Consider the following 16,323-nt stretch of genomic DNA (forward strand, 5'->3'; position numbering starts at 1 on the left):
CTCTCTCCGATGACCTCAGCGCAATATCTCGCCCGCCGCAGTGAAGTGGAGACCTATTTCGACCGCACCGCGGTCGCCGCCTGGACACGGCTGACGTCGGATGCGCCGGTCGGCCGCATCCGCGCCACGGTGCGGGCCGGCCGTGACGAGATGCGGCGCACGCTGCTGTCGTGGCTGCCGCTCGATCTGCGCGGGGCGCGGATCCTTGATGCCGGCTGCGGCACCGGCAGCTTCTCGATCGAGGCGGCGCGCCGCGGCGCCGACGTCGTCGCCGTCGACATCTCGCCGACCCTGATCGAGATCGCCCAGCGCCGGCTGCCCGACGACATCAGCCGCAACGCCATTCAGTTCGTCGCCGGCGACATGCTCGATCCCAGGCACGGCGGCTTCAACTTCGTCGTCGCGATGGACTCGTTCATCCACTACCGCGCCGAGGATGCCGTGCGGATTGTCGCCGGTCTGGCCGCTCGCACCTCCGACGCGATCCTGATGACCTATGCGCCGCGCACGCCGATGCTCGCCGTCATGCATGCCGTCGGTGGCGTGTTCCCGCGCGGCAACCGCGCGCCGTCGATCGAGCCGGTCGCCGAGCAGAAGCTGTATCGCCTGATCGCCGACCATCACGATCTCGCCGACTGGCGCTGCGCCCGCAGCCGCCGCATCGCCAACGGCTTCTATATCTCGCAGGCGCTGGAGCTCCGCCCGTCATGAGCGCACGCGCACCATCGATCATGCAGGCGTGGATGCGGCTGTCGTCGCGCTATCTGCCGTTTGCGGATGCCGCCTCGACCGAGCTGCCGCTGTCGCGCCTGATGCGGCTGTCGCTGTTCCAGGTCTCGATCGGCATCTCGGTGGTGCTGCTCAACGGCACGCTCAACCGCGTCATGATCGTCGAGCTCGGTGTGCCCAGCTGGCTGGTCGCCACCATGGTGGCGCTGCCGCTGGTGTTCGCGCCGCTGCGGGTGCTGATCGGTTTCAAGTCCGATCATCACCGCTCGGTGCTCGGCTGGCGCCGGGTGCCCTACATCTGGATGGGCACCCTGTTGCAGTTCGGCGGCCTCGCGATCATGCCGTTCGCGCTGCTCGTGCTCTCGTCGGGCGATGCGCCGGGCCAGGTGATTGCCGGCCGTGTCGGTGCGGCGCTCGCCTTCCTGCTGGTCGGCGCCGGGTTGCACACGACGCAGACGGCAGGCCTGTCACTCGCGACCGACATCGCGCCGGAGCATTCGCGTCCGCGCGTCGTCGCCTTTCTCTACGTGATGCTGATGTTCGGCATGATGGCGAGCGCGCTGACCTTCGGTGGGCTGCTCGCCGAGTTCAGCGAGATGCGGCTGATCCAGGTGATCCAGGGCGCGGCGCTGACCGAGATGGTGCTCAACGTCATCGCGCTGTGGAAGCAGGAGGCGCGTGATCCGTCGCGCACGTCGGCTGCCCGCGAGCGGCCGCGCTTCGGCGACTCCTGGCGACACTTCCGGGAGGCGGGTGGCTCGGCACGCGTGCTGCTCGCAGTCGGGCTCGGCACCGCCGGCTTCACCATGCAGGACATCCTGCTGGAGCCTTACGGGGCTGAGATCCTGCATCTGACCGTCGGCGAGACCACGGCGCTGACCGCCTTGTTCGCCGCGGGCACGCTGGCCGGCTTCGGTCTCTCCGCGCGCCGCCTCGGCAAGGGCTCCGATCCCTATCGGATCGCCGCCGTCGGCGGACTGGTCGGGCTGTTCGCCTTCTCTGCTGTCATCTTCTCGGCGCCGCTGGCCTCACCCTTGTTGTTCCGGATCGGCACCACGCTGATCGGGTTCGGCGGCGGGCTGTTCGCCGTGGGCACGCTGACGGCGGCGATGGCACTGGTGCAAAACGGCGAGAGCGGGCTTGCGCTCGGTGCCTGGGGCGCGGTGCAGGCGACGGCGGCGGGGCTCGCGATCGCCGGAGGCGGCGCCATTCGCGATGTGATGTCGCAGCTCGCGCTGGATGGCCGCCTCGGCGTCGCCCTTGCCGGTCCCGCGACCGGCTACAGCATCGTCTACCACGTCGAAATCGCGCTGCTGTTCGTCACGCTTGCGGTCATCGGACCGCTGGTGCGGCGGCGAGCGGCGGAGCCGCAGCAACTACAATTCGGAATCGCTGAATTTCCAGGTTAGCCCGGTCGGGGAGGAAACCATGCAGACGTCTTTCACGAGCTACATCGATGTCGCCCAGGTGGTGCTTTACGGGTTCTGGGTGTTCTTCGCAGCCCTGATCTTCTACCTGCGCACCGAGGACAAGCGCGAAGGCTATCCGCTGCAGTTCGAGGGCCGCGTCGGCCGCCGGACCGCCTCGAGCGGTCACGGCTTCCCGACCCCGCCGAGCCCGAAGACCTACCACATGCATGGCGGCCGCACCGCGACCCTGCCGAACTGGGACAACGACCGCGCCGATGCGCCGGTGACGCCGATGTATCCCTGGCCGGGCACGCCCTACCTGCCGACCGGCAATCCGATGCTCGACGGTGTCGGTCCGGGCTCCTTTGCCGCGCGCAAGGACGAGCCGGAGCTGACCATCGACAACATCCCTGCGATCGTGCCGCTGCGCGTCGACGGCAGCATCTTCATCGCCTCCGAAGATCCGGATCCGCGCGGCATGCCAGTGCTGGGTTGCGACGGCAGGCTCGGCGGCAAGGTTCGGGAGGTCTGGGTCGACCGCGCCGAGATGCTGATCCGATACCTCGAGGTCGAGGTCGACGGCATCGTCGGACGTCACGTGCTGCTGCCGATGACCATGGCCATCGTCGACAGGTCGCGTAAGGCGGTGCTGGTCGATGCCATCCTCGGCTCGCAATTCGCCAGCGTGCCGGGCCTTGCCAACCCCGACCAGGTCACCAAGCTCGAGGAAGACAAGATCGTCGGCTACTATGGCGGCGGTCATCTCTACGCGACTGCTGCACGGCAGGAGCCGCTGCTGTGAGTACGCGCAGGGAGATGGACACGCTGATGCTGCCGGAGGGCGAGCGGCTGCTTTGGCAGGGACAGCCCACGGTGAAGGCGCTGCTGCTGCGGGTGTTCCACCTGCGCCTCGTGCTGGCTTATTTCGCGGCGCTGTTCGGCGCGCGCGTTGTGGCGGGCGTGCTCGATCATCAGCCGCTCGCGGCCTCGGTCGTCGGCGCCTCGTCGCTGGTGACGCCGGTGGCACTGGCGACGCTGCTGCTCACCGGGCTCGCGGTGCTCTACAGCCGCACCACGCGCTATACCATTACCAGCCGGCGCGTACTGCTGCAGTTCGGCGCCGTGTTGCCGATGACCCTGAACGTGCCGTTCAAGCAGGTGGCACGGGCGGATGCGAAGCTGTTCTCCGATGGCTCCGGCGATCTGCCGCTCGGCGTCACCGCGCAGCAGCGGCTGTCGTATCTGCTGCTGTGGCCGCATGCGCGGCCGTGGCGGCTGAACGAGGTCGAGCCGATGCTGCGCGGCGTTCCGGACGCCCGCAACGTCGCCGAGATTCTTGCCAAGGCGCTGGTTGCGGCGTCGGATGGCGCCGTCGCCGCGCAGCCGCTGCCGACAGCCAATGGTCAGTCGCAAGGCGCACCGCCGGCGGCGGTCGCCAGCGCGGCGTGATCGGGAGGAGGGCGCGATGAGCAACGCCGATAGCCATGCCGAAGCCGAGATCATCATTCCGAAGGGCGCGCTCCGCGCGGCCTTCGCGCTGGTCGCCTTTGCCCTGCTCGCGGCCGGCGTCGGCCGGGTCACGGGTATCGGCACGGTGCGCAACGACCACGTCACGGCGGTGCAGTCGACGGCGCTGCGGTTCGAGGACCGTGCCGATGGCGGCATTGCGGTGGTGTCGCCCGACAGCGGCAAGCTCGTGACCGTGGTCGAGGCCGGCGGCGATGGCTTCCTGCGCACCGTGCTGCGCAGCATGGCCTTCGACCGCCAGCGTCTCGCGATCGGATCGGGCCCGGCGTTCACGATCAACCGCTGGTCCGACGGCCATCTGACACTGGACGATCCCGCCACCGGCCGGCGGATCGATCTCGCGCCGTTCGGCGCCGACAACATGCGCCGGTTCACGGGATTGATGGCGATGGGAGAGCCGCGATGAGAGGATTATGGGCCGCCGGGCCGCGCCGCTTCGACATCGGCTGCAGCATCGAGATCGAGCAGACCTCCGAGACCTTGCATGCCCATGTCACGCTCGACCGCGACGTCAACATTCGTCCGGGCGACGAAGTGCTGATCCAGGGCGCGCCGATCGTGGTGAAGTTCGGCGAGCAGCTCAACCTGCGCCGCACCGCCACGGTGGTGCGGGCAGGTCCCTTGAAGCGCCTGATGATGCATGTCGCGGGCTATCTCGAGCTCACGGAATTGTACGACGTCAGCTTTTCGGACGGGAGGGTCAGATGATCGCGATGGAAGGCGGAAGCGGCAACATCTCCACCAAGATGGCACTGGAGGACACGATCCTCACGCCGCGCTTCTACACCACCGACTTTGCGGCGATGGACCGGCTCAACGTCGACCTGGTGCGCCGCGAATGGGATGCGGTCATGGCCGAGCTGCGCGCCGACCACAACCGCAAGCACTTCGTGCGCACGCCGGAATTCGAGAAGGATCTGAACGAGCTGCCCGAGGCGCTTCGCGTGGAGTTCAAGGACTTCCTGGTGTCGTCCTTGACCGCCGAGTTCTCCGGCTGCGTGCTCTATGCCGAGATCAAGAAGCGGATCACCAATCCCGATATCCGCGAGCTGTTCCAGTTCATGAGCCGCGACGAGGCGCGCCATGCCGGCTTCATCAACGAGATCCTCAAGGATCACGGCATCGGCGTCGACCTCAGCTTCCTCACCAAGACGAAGAAGTACACCTACTTCAAGCCGAAGTTCATCTTCTACGCGACCTATCTGTCCGAGAAGATCGGCTACGCCCGCTACATCACCATCTATCGCCAGATGGAGCGGCATCCGGAGCGCCAGTTCCACCCGATCTTCAAGTGGTTCGAGCGGTGGTGCAACGACGAGTTCCGGCACGGCGAGGCGTTCGCGCTTCTCATGCGCGCCGATCCGAAGCTGCTCAGCGGCCTCAACAAGCTGTGGATCAAGTTCTTCCTGCTCGCGGTGTTCGCGACGATGCATGTCCGCGACCACATGCGCCCCGCCTTCTACGAGGCGCTCGGCATGCCGGTGGACGAGTACGACATGCGCGTGTTCCGGATCACCTCGGAGATCTCGCGCCAGGTGTTCCCGGTCATGCTGGACATCGATAATCCGCGCTTCTGGGCCGGCTTGAGGCAGCTGCGCCAGGTATCGGAGGCGATTGCCGATGCAAAGGCACAGGGGGGCATCATGGGCACGCTCAAGCGCGCCGTGCTGCCGCTCAAGGCGGCGCTGACCTTCGGCCGGCTGTACATGCTGCCGGCCAAGAGCAACGAACTGCCACGGGAGATCAGGCTGCAACCCGCCTGGTGACAAGGAGCCGGCCATGGGCGCGACCGCGATTGCCATTCCCTACGTCGTGTTCGTCTGGTGGTTCTCGACCGGCGCCGTGCTGGCGCTGGTCGGGCTCGCCGCCCGCCATCCGGCCGCGTTCAAATGGGGCACGGCCGCAGCCTTCGTCGCGGCCCTGTCGGGCGTCGCGGTGTCGAGCCAGGCGGCGGAGGATGCCAACGCCTATTGCGCCTTCACCTGCGCCATTCTCCTGTGGGGCACGGTCGAGATGTCGCTGCTCGCCGGCTGGATCACCGGCCCGCGGCCCGAGGCGTGCCCGCGGGACTGCACGCCCGCCTCGCGCGTCGGCTTCGCGCTGCAGGCGATCGCCTATCACGAGTTGGCGCTGATCGCGACAGCGGGCCTCGTCTTCGCGGTGACATCGGGCGCGCCCAACCGTCTCAGCTGGTGGACCTTCGCGGCACTGCTGGTGCTGCGGCAAAGCGCCAAGATCAATTTGTTCCTTGGCGTGCGCACCCTGAACGACGAGCTGCTGCCGCAGCAGGTCCGCTTCATGCGCAGCTATTTTGCAAAGAAGTCCACCAACCCGTTGTTCCCGTTCTCGATTGCCGCGGCGACCACCGCGACCGTGATGGTCGCGGCTGCCGCGATCGGCGCAACGTCATCGTTCGACGGCGTCGCGCTGTCACTGCTCGCATCGTTGATCGCGCTCGGCCTGCTCGAGCATGGCTTCATGGCGCTGCCGATGCCGGTGATCAATCTGTGGCGCTGGAGCGCGCCAGTCGAGCCTGCCGTGCCTGCGATGGCGGTCGTGGCTGCCGCTCCCGCACCAGTGCCCGCGACGCCTTTGGTCCGGCCGGTGCTCGCGGTAGTCTCTCCTGCGCCGCAGGCCGAGCGTCCCGTCTCTGTTCAGAAGAATGCAGCAGCCGCAGCACGGCAGCGGCTCGAAGAGCAATTCCGCCAAGCCTATCGCCAGGCCCGCGCTGACGCGCAGGCGCAAACCATCACCGGACTGGCCGCGGTGCCGGTCACGCCGCCGGTCGATCCGAACACGACAGCACAGGGGGGAGTACCATGAACTACGAAGACTATTTCCGCCGCCAGCTCGACGGTCTCAGGCGCGAAGGACGCTATCGCGTGTTCGCCGACCTCGAGCGCAAGGCCGGCGCCTTCCCGCGTGCGACCTATCGTGGCCCCCATGGCGAGCGCGATGTCGCGGTGTGGTGCTCCAACGACTATCTCGGCATGGGCCAGCACCCCAAGGTTCTGGAGGTGATGCACGAGGCGCTCGACCGCTGCGGTGCCGGCGCCGGCGGCACCCGCAACATCAGCGGCACCAACCACTATCATGTCCTGCTGGAGGAGGAGCTCGCCGATCTCCACGGCAAGCAGGCTGCGCTCTTGTTCAACTCCGGCTATGTCTCGAACTGGACGTCGCTGTCGACCTTGGCTTCGCGCATGCCCGGCTGCGTGATCCTGTCCGACGAGCTCAACCACGCCTCGATGATCGAGGGCATCCGCCACAGCCGCTGCGACACCCGGATCTGGCGCCACAACGACGTCGCCGATCTCCACGACAAGCTGTCGGATCTCGATCCCAAGGCGCCGAAGCTGATCGCGTTCGAGAGCGTCTATTCGATGGACGGCGACATCTCGCCGATCTCGGACATCTGCGACGTCGCCGACGAGTTCAACGCCATGACCTATCTCGACGAGGTCCACGCCGTCGGCCTGTACGGTCCGCGCGGCGGCGGCATCTCGGAGCGCGACGGCGTGGCCGATCGCCTGACCGTGATCGAGGGTACCCTGGCCAAGGCGTTCGGCGTGATCGGCGGCTATATCACGGCCTCCAACACGGTCTGCGACTTCGTTCGCAGCTTTGCCTCCGGCTTCATCTTCTCCAGCTCGCTGCCGCCGGCGGTGGCGGCGGGGGCGCTAACCAGCATCCGGCATCTGAAGGCCAGCAATGCCGAGCGCGCCCGGCACCAGGACCGTGTCGCTCGGCTGCGTCGCCGGCTCGACGAGGCCGGCGTCAGCCATCTCGACAATCCCAGCCATATCGTGCCGGTGATGGTGCGGGATCCTGTGCTGTGCAAGCGGATCAGCGACATCCTGCTCGACCGCTACGGCATCTATGTGCAGCCGATCAACTATCCGACGGTGCCGCGCGGCACCGAACGGCTGCGCATCACGCCGTCGCCCTATCATTCCGATGCGGATATCGAGCATCTCGTTGCGGCACTCTCGGAGATCTGGGCCGAGATGGGTCTCGCACAAGCGGCATGAGGTGACGCTTTCGCGCGGCGTTTGAGCCAGATCAAATTGTCAATCTATCTTGACGTTAAGATTGATAGACAAATTGATAATCGGGGAGAACGCCGTGCGGATCTTGTTGCTGCATCCGAATTATCACTCCGGCGGCGCCGAGATCGCCGGCAACTGGCCGCCCGCCTGGGCGGCCTATATCTCTGGCGCGCTGAAGGCGGCCGGCTTCACCGACCTCCGCTTCATCGACGCGATGACCAACGATCTCTCCGAGGATCAGGTCCGCGCCATCCTGCGCAGCGAAAAGCCTGACGTGATCGGGTGCACCGCGATCACGCCCTCCATCTACAAGGCCGAGCGTCTTCTGGAGATCGCTCGGGAGGAGCACCCGGACGCACTGACCGTGCTCGGCGGCATCCACGCCACCTTCATGTATCAGCAGGTGCTGACCGAGGCGCCGTGGATCGACGCCATCGTGCGCGGCGAGGGCGAGGAGATCATCGTCGACCTGATGCGCGCCCGCGAGGACGGCCGCTGGGCGACGGACCGCCGCAGCATCAAGGGCATCGCCTATCGCGACGGCAGCGAGGTCGTGGCGACGGTGGCGGCGCCGACGGTGAAGAACCTCGATGCGATCACGCCGGATTGGAGCGTGCTCGAATGGAGCAAGTACATCTACATCCCGATGAACAAGCGCGTCGCCATCCCCAACATGGCGCGCGGCTGCCCGTTCACCTGCAGCTTCTGCTCGCAATGGAAATTCTGGCGCGACTATCGCATCCGCGACCCGAAGAAGGTGGTCGATGAGATCGAGACATTGATGCGCGAGCACGATGTCGGCTTCTTCATCCTGGCCGACGAGGAGCCGACCATCAACAAGAAGAAATTCATAGCCTTCTGCCAGGAGCTGATCCGCCGCGACCTCAAGATCCTCTGGGGCATCAACACCCGCGTCACCGACATCCTGCGCGACGAAGCGCTGCTGCCGCTGTACCGCAAGGCCGGCCTGATCCACGTCTCGCTGGGGACGGAAGCCGCGGCGCAGATGAAGCTCGACCGCTTCAACAAGGAGACCACGGTCGCGCAGAACAAGAAGGCGATCCAGCTCTTGCGCGACGCCGGCATCGTCGTCGAGGCCCAGTTCATCGTTGGCCTTGAGAACGAGACCCGCGAGACCCTGGAAGAGACCTACCAGATGGCGCGCGACTGGAAGCCGGATCTCGCCAACTGGGCGATGTACACGCCCTGGCCTTTCTCCGATCTGTTCCGCGACCTCGGCGACAAGGTCGAGATCTTCGACTACGAGAAGTACAATTTCGTCACCCCGATCATGAAGCCGGACGCGATGGACCGCGGCGAGCTGCTCGACGGCGTCATGAACAACTATCGCCGCTTCTACATCCTAAAGGCGCTGTTCTCCTATCCCTGGGCCGGCTCCGGCGAGCGCCGCCGCTATCTGCTCGGCTGCCTCAAGGCGTTCCTGAAGTCGGGCTTCGAGCGGAAATTCTACGATCTTGGCCGCGTCAATTACTGGGGGCCGCAGTCCAAGGGCAAGGTCGATTTCGGCTTCGATACGTCGCGCAGGCGCGCCGATCCCGGCAAGGTCGAATGGAAGACGAGCCATAATCGCAAGCTGAGCGGACCGCAGCAGGCGCAGGTGATGGCCTGTGGCGGCGGTGCCGGGCAGATGAACGACGAGACCGAGACGCGGGTGCATTGAAATGCACGGCACGTGCGCCCGGCACGTTCCGCTGCCGCGTGCTGACGCCGCGCCTGACCATCAGGACGGCGTTGCTGAAGGCCACATCGCCGGCCGCATCGGTCCCAACGCGATCATCCAGACCGCGGAGGCCTTGCGTCAGCTGCACGGCGAGGAGGCGGCGCGCCGCGTCTTCGCGGCCGCGCGGCTCGACACCTATCTCGCGACGCCTCCGGCGGCGATGGTCGACGAAGCCGAGGTCACGCGGCTCCATCGTGCGCTTCGGACCGAGCTCGACGACGATGCTGCGCGCGCCGTCAGCACCAGGGCAGGGCGGCTGACGGCGGCCTATCTGCTCGCGCATCGCATCCCCTCCGCGGCGCACCGCGTGCTCCGGCTGCTGCCGGCCCGGCTCGCGAGCGGCGTGCTGACGCGGGCGATATCCGCGCATGCCTGGACGTTTGCCGGGACCGGCACCTTCACCGTACGCCCAGGTCGGCCCACCATCTACCAGATCAGCCATTGTCCGCTGTGCCGCGGCCATCACGGCGATCACGCCATCTGCGACTTCTACGCTGGGACGTTCGAGACGCTGTTCGCAAGGCTCGTGCATCCCGACGCCCATGCGCGCGAGATTGCCTGCGAAGCCTGGGGTGACGAGGCCTGCCGGTTCGAGATCGGCTGGTGAGACGGCGCCATGCGAGACGTGACACCGCAATGGCATCGGTTGTCGCGCTCAGCTCGGCAGAAACCGCGCTCCTTCCTTGCCGAAGAAGTCCAGCATCGCCTGCGCCGGCGGCAGCAGCAGCTTGTCGGCGCGCCGCACCGCGTGCCACTGGCGGATGATCGGCAATCCCGCGACCTTCAACGTCACCAGCCGCCCCTCGCTGAGCTCATGGGCGACGGTGTGCTGCGAGATGAAGGCGATGCCGAGGCCGGCGATCACGGCCTGCTTGATGGTCTCGTTGCTGTCCATCTCCATGCTGGTCTTCGGCTTCAGACCATGCTTCTCGAAGAATGTCTCCATCAGCAGCCGGGTGCCCGATCCCGGCTCCCGGGTGATGAACACCTCGCCGGCGAGATCCTCGGCCGCGATCCGCTTGCGGCGCGCCAGCCGGTGGTTGGCTGGGGCGATGATGATGTGCGGGTGCTTTCCGAACGGCCGCATATCCACGGGAACGTCGGCCGGTGGCCGGCCCATGATGGCGATGTCGAGATCATAGCCGCGCAGTGCCTCGCGCAGGCTGTCGCGATTGCCGATCCGCAAGGTGACGTCGATCTTGGGGAAGCGCCGCGAAAATTCCGCGATCGCAAACGGCACGAAATATTTCGCGGTGCTGACCGCGCCGATCGCCACGCGGCCGCCGCTGCGTCCCGCCAGAATGTCGAGCGCCTGCTCGCAGTCCTGCAGCGCGGCTTCGACGCGCTCGGCGAGTGCCAGGACGCTGCGGCCGGCCTCGGTCAGGATCATGCCGTCGGTGGTGCGCTGGATCAGCGGCAGCCCGGCGAGCTCCTGAAGATTGCGAATCTGCAGGGTCACGGCAGGCTGAGTGAGGTTCAAACGGCCGGCCGCAGACGTCACCGACCCCGAGTTTTGCACGGCAGCCAGCGCCCGAAGCTGGCGGATGGTGAGATCGCGAGAGAAGTGCCGGCTCATGGAACCCTCGATGAGATCGCCAGTATAAGGAAAACTTTGGTCTATCCAAAGATAATGAAATTTCCCTAATTAGGCAAATCGAGTGTTGATAGCAGCGCGGCACGACGCATTCGTGCGGCTTCATCAAGTTCCCGGCAGAGGAGCTGATGGCGAGGGAGTGGCCCATGAATCACCAAATGGATCAACATCAGACATTGCAGGCACATCTGGCGGCGCAGGGTGCCGACGCCGATTGCGCCGCGGTCATCGAGGCTCTGGCCGGGGCGGCGCGCGAACTCGCGCGGCAGATCGCGGTCGCACCGCTGTCTGGCGTCGACGAAGGCGCCGCCACCGTGAACGCCGACGGCGACGTCCAGAAGGCGCTCGACATCGTCGCCGACAATCTGATGCGGGATGCGCTGCGCCGGGCTCCGGTCGCTGGCATCCTGTCCGAGGAGGTCGACCGGCCGGAAACGGTCAATGCTGCTGCCCCACTTTGCGTGGCGATCGACCCGCTCGACGGCTCGTCGAACCTGCAGAACAACATCTCCGTCGGCACCATCTTCTCGATCCGCCCGCGGGGCCGCGACGTGCTCTCCAGCTTCTTCGAGCCCGGCACGGCACAGCTTGCCGCCGGCTTCTTTGTCTATGGACCACAGACCTGCCTGGTGCTCGCGATCGACCATCGCGTCGATCTCTACGTCCTGCATCCGACCTTGCACGAGTTCATGCTCGCCAAGTCTGGCATCCGCATCCCGCAGGATACGCCGGAGTTCGCCATCAACGCGTCGAACCGCCGGCACTGGAGCGGGACCGTGCGCAACTATGTCGACGAATGCCTGTCGGGCGCGGCCGGCCCGCGCGGCCGCGACTTCAACATGCGCTGGATCGCCTCGCTGGTCGCCGAGGCCTATCGTATCCTGATGCGCGGCGGCGTGTTCCTCTATCCGGCCGACTCCCGCCCCGGCTATCGCGAGGGCCGGCTGCGGCTGGTCTACGAAGCGCATCCGATGGCGCTGATCATGGAATGGGCCGGCGGCTCGGCCTCGAGCGGCCGTTCGCGCATCCTCGAACTGTCGGCGCGCTCGCCGCATCAGCGCGCGCCGCTGATCATGGGCGACGTCCGCCTTGTCCGCGACGTCGACCAGTTGCATGAGGGCATCGAGCCGCTGTTCGAAACCAGCGATGCGCCCCTGTTCGCGCGGCGCGGCCTGTTCCGCTGAGCCCGCCTGCCGAACGCGCCTTCCGGAGAAAGTTCATGTCACGTCGTCATCCCATCATCTCGATCACCGGCTCGTCGGGCGCCGGCACCACGTCCGTCAAGAAGACCTTCGAGAACATCTTCCGCCGCGAGAACGTCAAGGCGGCCTATATCGAGGGCGACGCCTTCCATCGCTACAATCGCGAGGAGATGCGCCGCAAGATGGTCGAGGAGGCCGAGATCGGCAACAAGCACTTCAGCCATTTCAGCCCCGACACCAATCTGTTCGAGGAGCTCGAGAAGACTTTTCGCGATTATTCCGAGACCGGCACCGGCATGACGCGCCACTACGTCCACGATGAGGAGGAGGCGCGGCTCTACGACACAAGGCCCGGCAACTTCACCGAGTGGAGCCGGCTGCCGGAGGACTCCGATCTGCTGTTCTACGAAGGCCTGCACGGCGCCGTTGTCACGGACAAGGTCAACATCGCGCAGCACGCCGATTTGAAGATCGGCGTTGTTCCGGTGATGAACCTGGAGTGGATCCAGAAGCTGCACCGCGACCGCGCGTCGCGCGGCTACACCACCGAGGCGGTCACCGACACGATCCTGCGCCGCATGCCGGACTACGTGAACTACATCATCCCGCAGTTCTCCGAGACCGACATCAACTTTCAGCGCGTGCCGACGGTTGACACCTCGAACCCGTTCGTCGCCCGCTGGATCCCGACGCCCGATGAATCGATGGTCGTGATCCGGCTGAAGAACCCGCGCGGCATCGACTTCCCCTATCTGCTCTCGATGATTCCGCAGAGCTTCATGTCGCGCGCCAATTCGATCGTGATCCACGGCGCCAAGCTCGATCTCGCGATGCAGCTCATTCTCACCCCCATGATCATGCAACTGATGGACCGAAAGAGGCGCACGCTATGACCGCCACCGCCGTGCAAACGCTGGCTCCGAAAGCCGATCCCAGCCATGCCGAGATGGCGAATGCCATCCGCTTCCTGGCCATCGACGCAGTCGAAAAGGCGAAATCGGGTCATCCGGGCATGCCGATGGGCATGGCCGACGTGGCAACCGTCCTTTTCTCACGCTTCATGAAATTCGATCCCGCCGATCCGGCCTGGCCCGATCGCGACCGTTTCGTGCTGTCGGCCGGACACGGCTCGATGCTGCTCTATGCGCTGCTGCATCTGACTGGCTACGAGGCCGTCACGATCGATGAGCTGAAGCGGTTCCGGCAATGGGGCGCCAAGACGCCGGGGCATCCTGAGTATGGCCACACGCCTGGTGTCGAGACCACCACCGGTCCGCTCGGGCAGGGCATCGCGACGGCGGTCGGCATGGCGCTCGCCGAGCGCCTGATGAACGCGCGCTACGGCGACGATCTGGTCGATCACTATACCTACGTGATCGCCGGCGACGGCTGCCTGATGGAGGGCATCAGCCACGAGGCGATCTCGCTCGCGGGCCATCTCAAGCTGAATCGCTTGATCGTGCTGTTCGACGACAACGGCATCTCGATCGACGGCTCGACGGGTCTTGCCTGCTCCGACGATCAGCTCGCACGCTTCGCGGCGTCGGGCTGGGCGACGTCCCGCATTGACGGCCATGATCCCGAAGCCATCGAGGCTGCTATCGCGGCGGCGCGGCAGAGCAACCGCCCGAGCATGATTGCGTGCCGGACGACGATCGGCTTCGGCTCACCCGGACGGCAGGGCTCGGAGAAGGCGCATGGCGCGCCGCTCGGGCCGGAGGAGGTCGAGAAGACCCGCGCGGCACTGCACTGGCCGCACCGTCCGTTCGAGGTGCCAGCCGATGTGTTGGTGAGCTGGCGCGAGATCGGCGCGCGCGGCCGCAGCGTGCGCCAGGCCTGGAAGGAGCGTGCGCGCAAGCTGTGCACCGCGGACCGATCGCCGTGCCATGACGCGCTGAACAAGAAGCTGCCGGCCGCCTATACCGAGCGCATGGCGCAGTTCATCGCGCAGCTCACGGCCGAGCGGCCGAAGATCGCCACCCGCCAGGCCTCGCAGAACGTCATCGATGTCATTGCGACAGTGCTGCCAAATCTGCTCGGCGGCTCGGCGGACCTGACTCATTCCAACCTGACCAAGGCAAAGACGCACAAATCCGTCACACCGGCCGCAATGGATGGCAACTACGTGCACTATGGTGTGCGCGAACACGCGATGGCTGCGGCCATGAACGGCATCGCGCTGCATGGCGGTTTCATTCCCTATGGCGGCACCTTCCTCGCGTTCGCCGACTACAGCCGGCCGGCGATTCGGCTGGCCGCGCTGATGGGCATCCGCGTTATCCACGTGATGACCCACGATTCCATCGGCCTCGGCGAGGACGGCCCGACGCATCAGCCAGTCGAGCATGTCGCGAGCTTGCGCGCCATTCCGAACCTCCTGGTCTTCCGCCCGGCCGACGCGGTCGAGACGGCGGAAGCCTGGGACTGCGCGCTGCGCGCGGAGACCTCGCCGTCGGTGCTGTGCCTGTCTCGGCAAGCCCTGCCGGCCTTCCGCACCGAGGCATCGGATCACAACAAGGTCGCGCGCGGCGCTTACGTGGTCATCGAGCCCGAGGCTGGGCGCGATGTGACCTTGATTGCGACCGGCTCGGAGGTGGCGATCGCGCTGGAGGCGGCCAAGCTGCTGGCGGCCGAGGGCGTCCAGGCGGCGGTGGTGTCGGCGCCGTGCTTCGAGTTGTTTCGCAAGCAGTCGGCAGAGTATCGCGCCGCGGTGCTCGGCCACGTGCCGCGCATCGGCGTGGAGGCCGCGATCGAGGGCGACTGGGCGCGCTGGCTCGGCGATGCCGGCGAGTTCGTCGGCATGCACGGCTTCGGCGCCTCGGCGCCGGCCGAGGTGCTGTACCGCGAATTCGGCATCACGCCTGCGGCGGTGGCCGATGCGGCGATGCGCAACATCATCCGGGCGCGGGCTTCCTGAGCCGCGCCACCAAGCAGAACATCGAACCAGGGACGGAGACCAACATGGCGCGGATCACGCTCAGACAATTGCTGGACCATGCGGCCGAGCGCGGCTACGGCGTGCCGGCGTTCAACATCAACAACATGGAGCAGGGGCTGGCGATCATGGAGGCGGCCGCGGCCGTCGATGCCCCCGTGATCATCCAGGCCTCGCGCGGCGCGCGCTCCTATGCCGGCGACATCATGCTGTCCAAGATGATCGACGCGCTGGAGGAGATGTATCCGCAGATCCCGCTCTGCCTGCACCAGGACCACGGCAATGACGAGGCGACCTGCGCCACCGCGATCAAGTACGGCTTTACGTCCGTGATGATGGACGGCTCGCTCAGGGCCGATGCCAAGACCGCGGCCGACTACGACTACAACGTCGACATCACCCGCCGCGTCACCGATATGGCGCACTGGGTCGGCGCCTCGGTCGAGGGCGAGCTCGGCGTGCTCGGCTCGCTCGAACATGGTGGCGGCGAGCAGGAGGATGGTCACGGCCTCGAGGGCAAGGTCAGCCGCGAGCAGCTGCTGACCGATCCCGACCAGGCGGTCGACTTCGTCCGCGCCACCAAGGTCGATGCGCTGGCGATCGCGATGGGCACCTCGCACGGCGCCTACAAATTCTCGCGCAAGCCGGACGGCGAGATTCTCGCCATGAACGTGATCGAGGAGATCCATCGCCGGCTGCCGAATACGCATCTCGTCATGCACGGCTCGTCCTCGGTGCCGCAGAGCCTGCAGGACATGTTCAACCAGTTCGGCGGCGAGATGCCGCAGACCTGGGGCGTCCCGGTCGAGGAGATCGTGCGCGGCATCCGTCACGGCGTGCGCAAGGTCAACATCGACACCGACTGCCGGCTGGCAATGACCGCCATCTTCCGAAAAGTCGGCGCGTCGTCGAAGAGCGAGTTCGATCCGCGCAAATTCCTGAAGCCCGCGATGGATTCGATGCGCGAGCTCTGCCGCGAGCGGTTCGAGCAGTTCGGCGCCGCCGGCAATGCATCCAGGATCAAGGTGCTGCCGCTGTCGGAGATGGCCAAGCGCTATCGCTCCGGCGCGCTCGATCCACGAATTGGGGGAATGACCGAAGCTGCGTGACGTCCACAGCCACAACGAAAATCCAGGA

General features: G+C 66.3%; 16 protein-coding genes. 15 read left to right on the forward strand and 1 reads right to left on the reverse strand.

Annotated features, from left to right (window positions below):
* The first annotated feature begins 9 nt into the window (after positions 1 to 9).
* From bchM to bchJ, 11 genes are all read left to right on the forward strand, one after another.
* On the forward strand, positions 10 to 711 hold the full coding sequence (gene bchM / locus QW887_RS06745; protein ID WP_316194295.1) for a magnesium protoporphyrin IX methyltransferase: 702 nt from the start codon (positions 10 to 12) through the stop codon (positions 709 to 711).
* Positions 708 to 2,138: a BCD family MFS transporter gene (locus QW887_RS06750; RefSeq protein WP_316194296.1), complete on the forward strand. Its 1,431-nt coding sequence runs from the start codon at positions 708 to 710 to the stop codon at positions 2,136 to 2,138. The genes bchM and QW887_RS06750 overlap by 4 nt, the downstream gene beginning before the upstream one ends.
* A 19-nt stretch (positions 2,139 to 2,157) precedes the next feature.
* A complete protein-coding gene (puhA, locus tag QW887_RS06755) occupies positions 2,158 to 2,940 on the forward strand; it encodes a photosynthetic reaction center subunit H (RefSeq protein ID WP_316193176.1) in 783 nt (260 codons plus the stop codon).
* A complete protein-coding gene (gene puhB, locus QW887_RS06760; RefSeq protein ID WP_315714325.1) occupies positions 2,937 to 3,587 on the forward strand; it encodes a photosynthetic complex putative assembly protein PuhB in 651 nt (216 codons plus the stop codon). Before puhA ends, puhB begins: the two co-directional genes overlap by 4 nt.
* Positions 3,588 to 3,603: 16 nt before the next feature.
* Positions 3,604 to 4,071, forward strand: coding sequence for a photosynthetic complex assembly protein PuhC (puhC, locus tag QW887_RS06765; RefSeq protein ID WP_315714326.1), 468 nt, complete (start codon positions 3,604 to 3,606; stop codon positions 4,069 to 4,071).
* Positions 4,068 to 4,373, forward strand: coding sequence for a hypothetical protein (locus QW887_RS06770; protein ID WP_315714327.1), 306 nt, complete (start codon positions 4,068 to 4,070; stop codon positions 4,371 to 4,373). The genes puhC and QW887_RS06770 overlap by 4 nt, the downstream gene beginning before the upstream one ends.
* Positions 4,370 to 5,431, forward strand: a complete 1,062-nt coding sequence (acsF, locus tag QW887_RS06775; RefSeq protein ID WP_315714328.1) for a magnesium-protoporphyrin IX monomethyl ester (oxidative) cyclase — start codon at positions 4,370 to 4,372, stop codon at positions 5,429 to 5,431. The genes QW887_RS06770 and acsF overlap by 4 nt, the downstream gene beginning before the upstream one ends.
* 13 nt (positions 5,432 to 5,444) lie before the next feature.
* On the forward strand, positions 5,445 to 6,488 hold the full coding sequence (gene puhE / locus QW887_RS06780; RefSeq protein ID WP_315714329.1) for a putative photosynthetic complex assembly protein PuhE: 1,044 nt from the start codon (positions 5,445 to 5,447) through the stop codon (positions 6,486 to 6,488).
* Positions 6,485 to 7,696, forward strand: a complete 1,212-nt coding sequence (gene hemA, locus QW887_RS06785) for a 5-aminolevulinate synthase (protein ID WP_315714330.1) — start codon at positions 6,485 to 6,487, stop codon at positions 7,694 to 7,696. The genes puhE and hemA overlap by 4 nt, the downstream gene beginning before the upstream one ends.
* A 94-nt stretch (positions 7,697 to 7,790) precedes the next feature.
* Positions 7,791 to 9,395, forward strand: coding sequence for a magnesium-protoporphyrin IX monomethyl ester anaerobic oxidative cyclase (gene bchE / locus QW887_RS06790; RefSeq protein ID WP_315714331.1), 1,605 nt, complete (start codon positions 7,791 to 7,793; stop codon positions 9,393 to 9,395).
* Between the two features lies 1 nt (position 9,396).
* Positions 9,397 to 10,062: a bacteriochlorophyll 4-vinyl reductase gene (bchJ, locus tag QW887_RS06795; protein WP_315714333.1), complete on the forward strand. Its 666-nt coding sequence runs from the start codon at positions 9,397 to 9,399 to the stop codon at positions 10,060 to 10,062.
* 48 nt (positions 10,063 to 10,110) lie between these two features.
* Here the strand turns inward: bchJ and QW887_RS06800 are convergent, their stop codons facing one another.
* The gene (locus QW887_RS06800; RefSeq protein ID WP_315714335.1) at positions 10,111 to 11,031 is read right to left on the reverse strand and encodes a LysR family transcriptional regulator; all 921 of its coding nucleotides are present in this window, start codon (positions 11,029 to 11,031) and stop codon (positions 10,111 to 10,113) included.
* 146 nt (positions 11,032 to 11,177) lie between these two features.
* Here QW887_RS06800 and QW887_RS06805 point away from each other — a divergent pair, with 146 nt between their 5' ends.
* The 4 genes from QW887_RS06805 to fba are packed head-to-tail and all read left to right on the forward strand — an operon-like array spanning position 11,178 to position 16,295.
* Positions 11,178 to 12,233 (forward strand): class 1 fructose-bisphosphatase, encoded by a 1,056-nt coding sequence (locus QW887_RS06805; RefSeq protein ID WP_315714336.1) that lies wholly within the window; start codon positions 11,178 to 11,180, stop codon positions 12,231 to 12,233.
* A 35-nt stretch (positions 12,234 to 12,268) separates the two neighbouring features.
* Complete coding sequence (locus QW887_RS06810) at positions 12,269 to 13,144, forward strand: phosphoribulokinase (RefSeq protein WP_315714337.1); 876 nt, start codon at positions 12,269 to 12,271, stop codon at positions 13,142 to 13,144.
* Positions 13,141 to 15,168 (forward strand): transketolase, encoded by a 2,028-nt coding sequence (gene tkt, locus QW887_RS06815; protein ID WP_315714338.1) that lies wholly within the window; start codon positions 13,141 to 13,143, stop codon positions 15,166 to 15,168. The genes QW887_RS06810 and tkt overlap by 4 nt, the downstream gene beginning before the upstream one ends.
* Positions 15,169 to 15,212: 44 nt before the next feature.
* Entirely contained in the window at positions 15,213 to 16,295 is a 1,083-nt protein-coding gene (fba, locus tag QW887_RS06820; protein ID WP_315714339.1) for a class II fructose-bisphosphate aldolase, read from the forward strand.
* Positions 16,296 to 16,323 lie beyond the last annotated feature (28 nt).

Source organism: Bradyrhizobium sp. SZCCHNRI3052 (assembly GCF_032484895.1).
GTDB lineage: Bacteria > Pseudomonadota > Alphaproteobacteria > Rhizobiales > Xanthobacteraceae > Bradyrhizobium.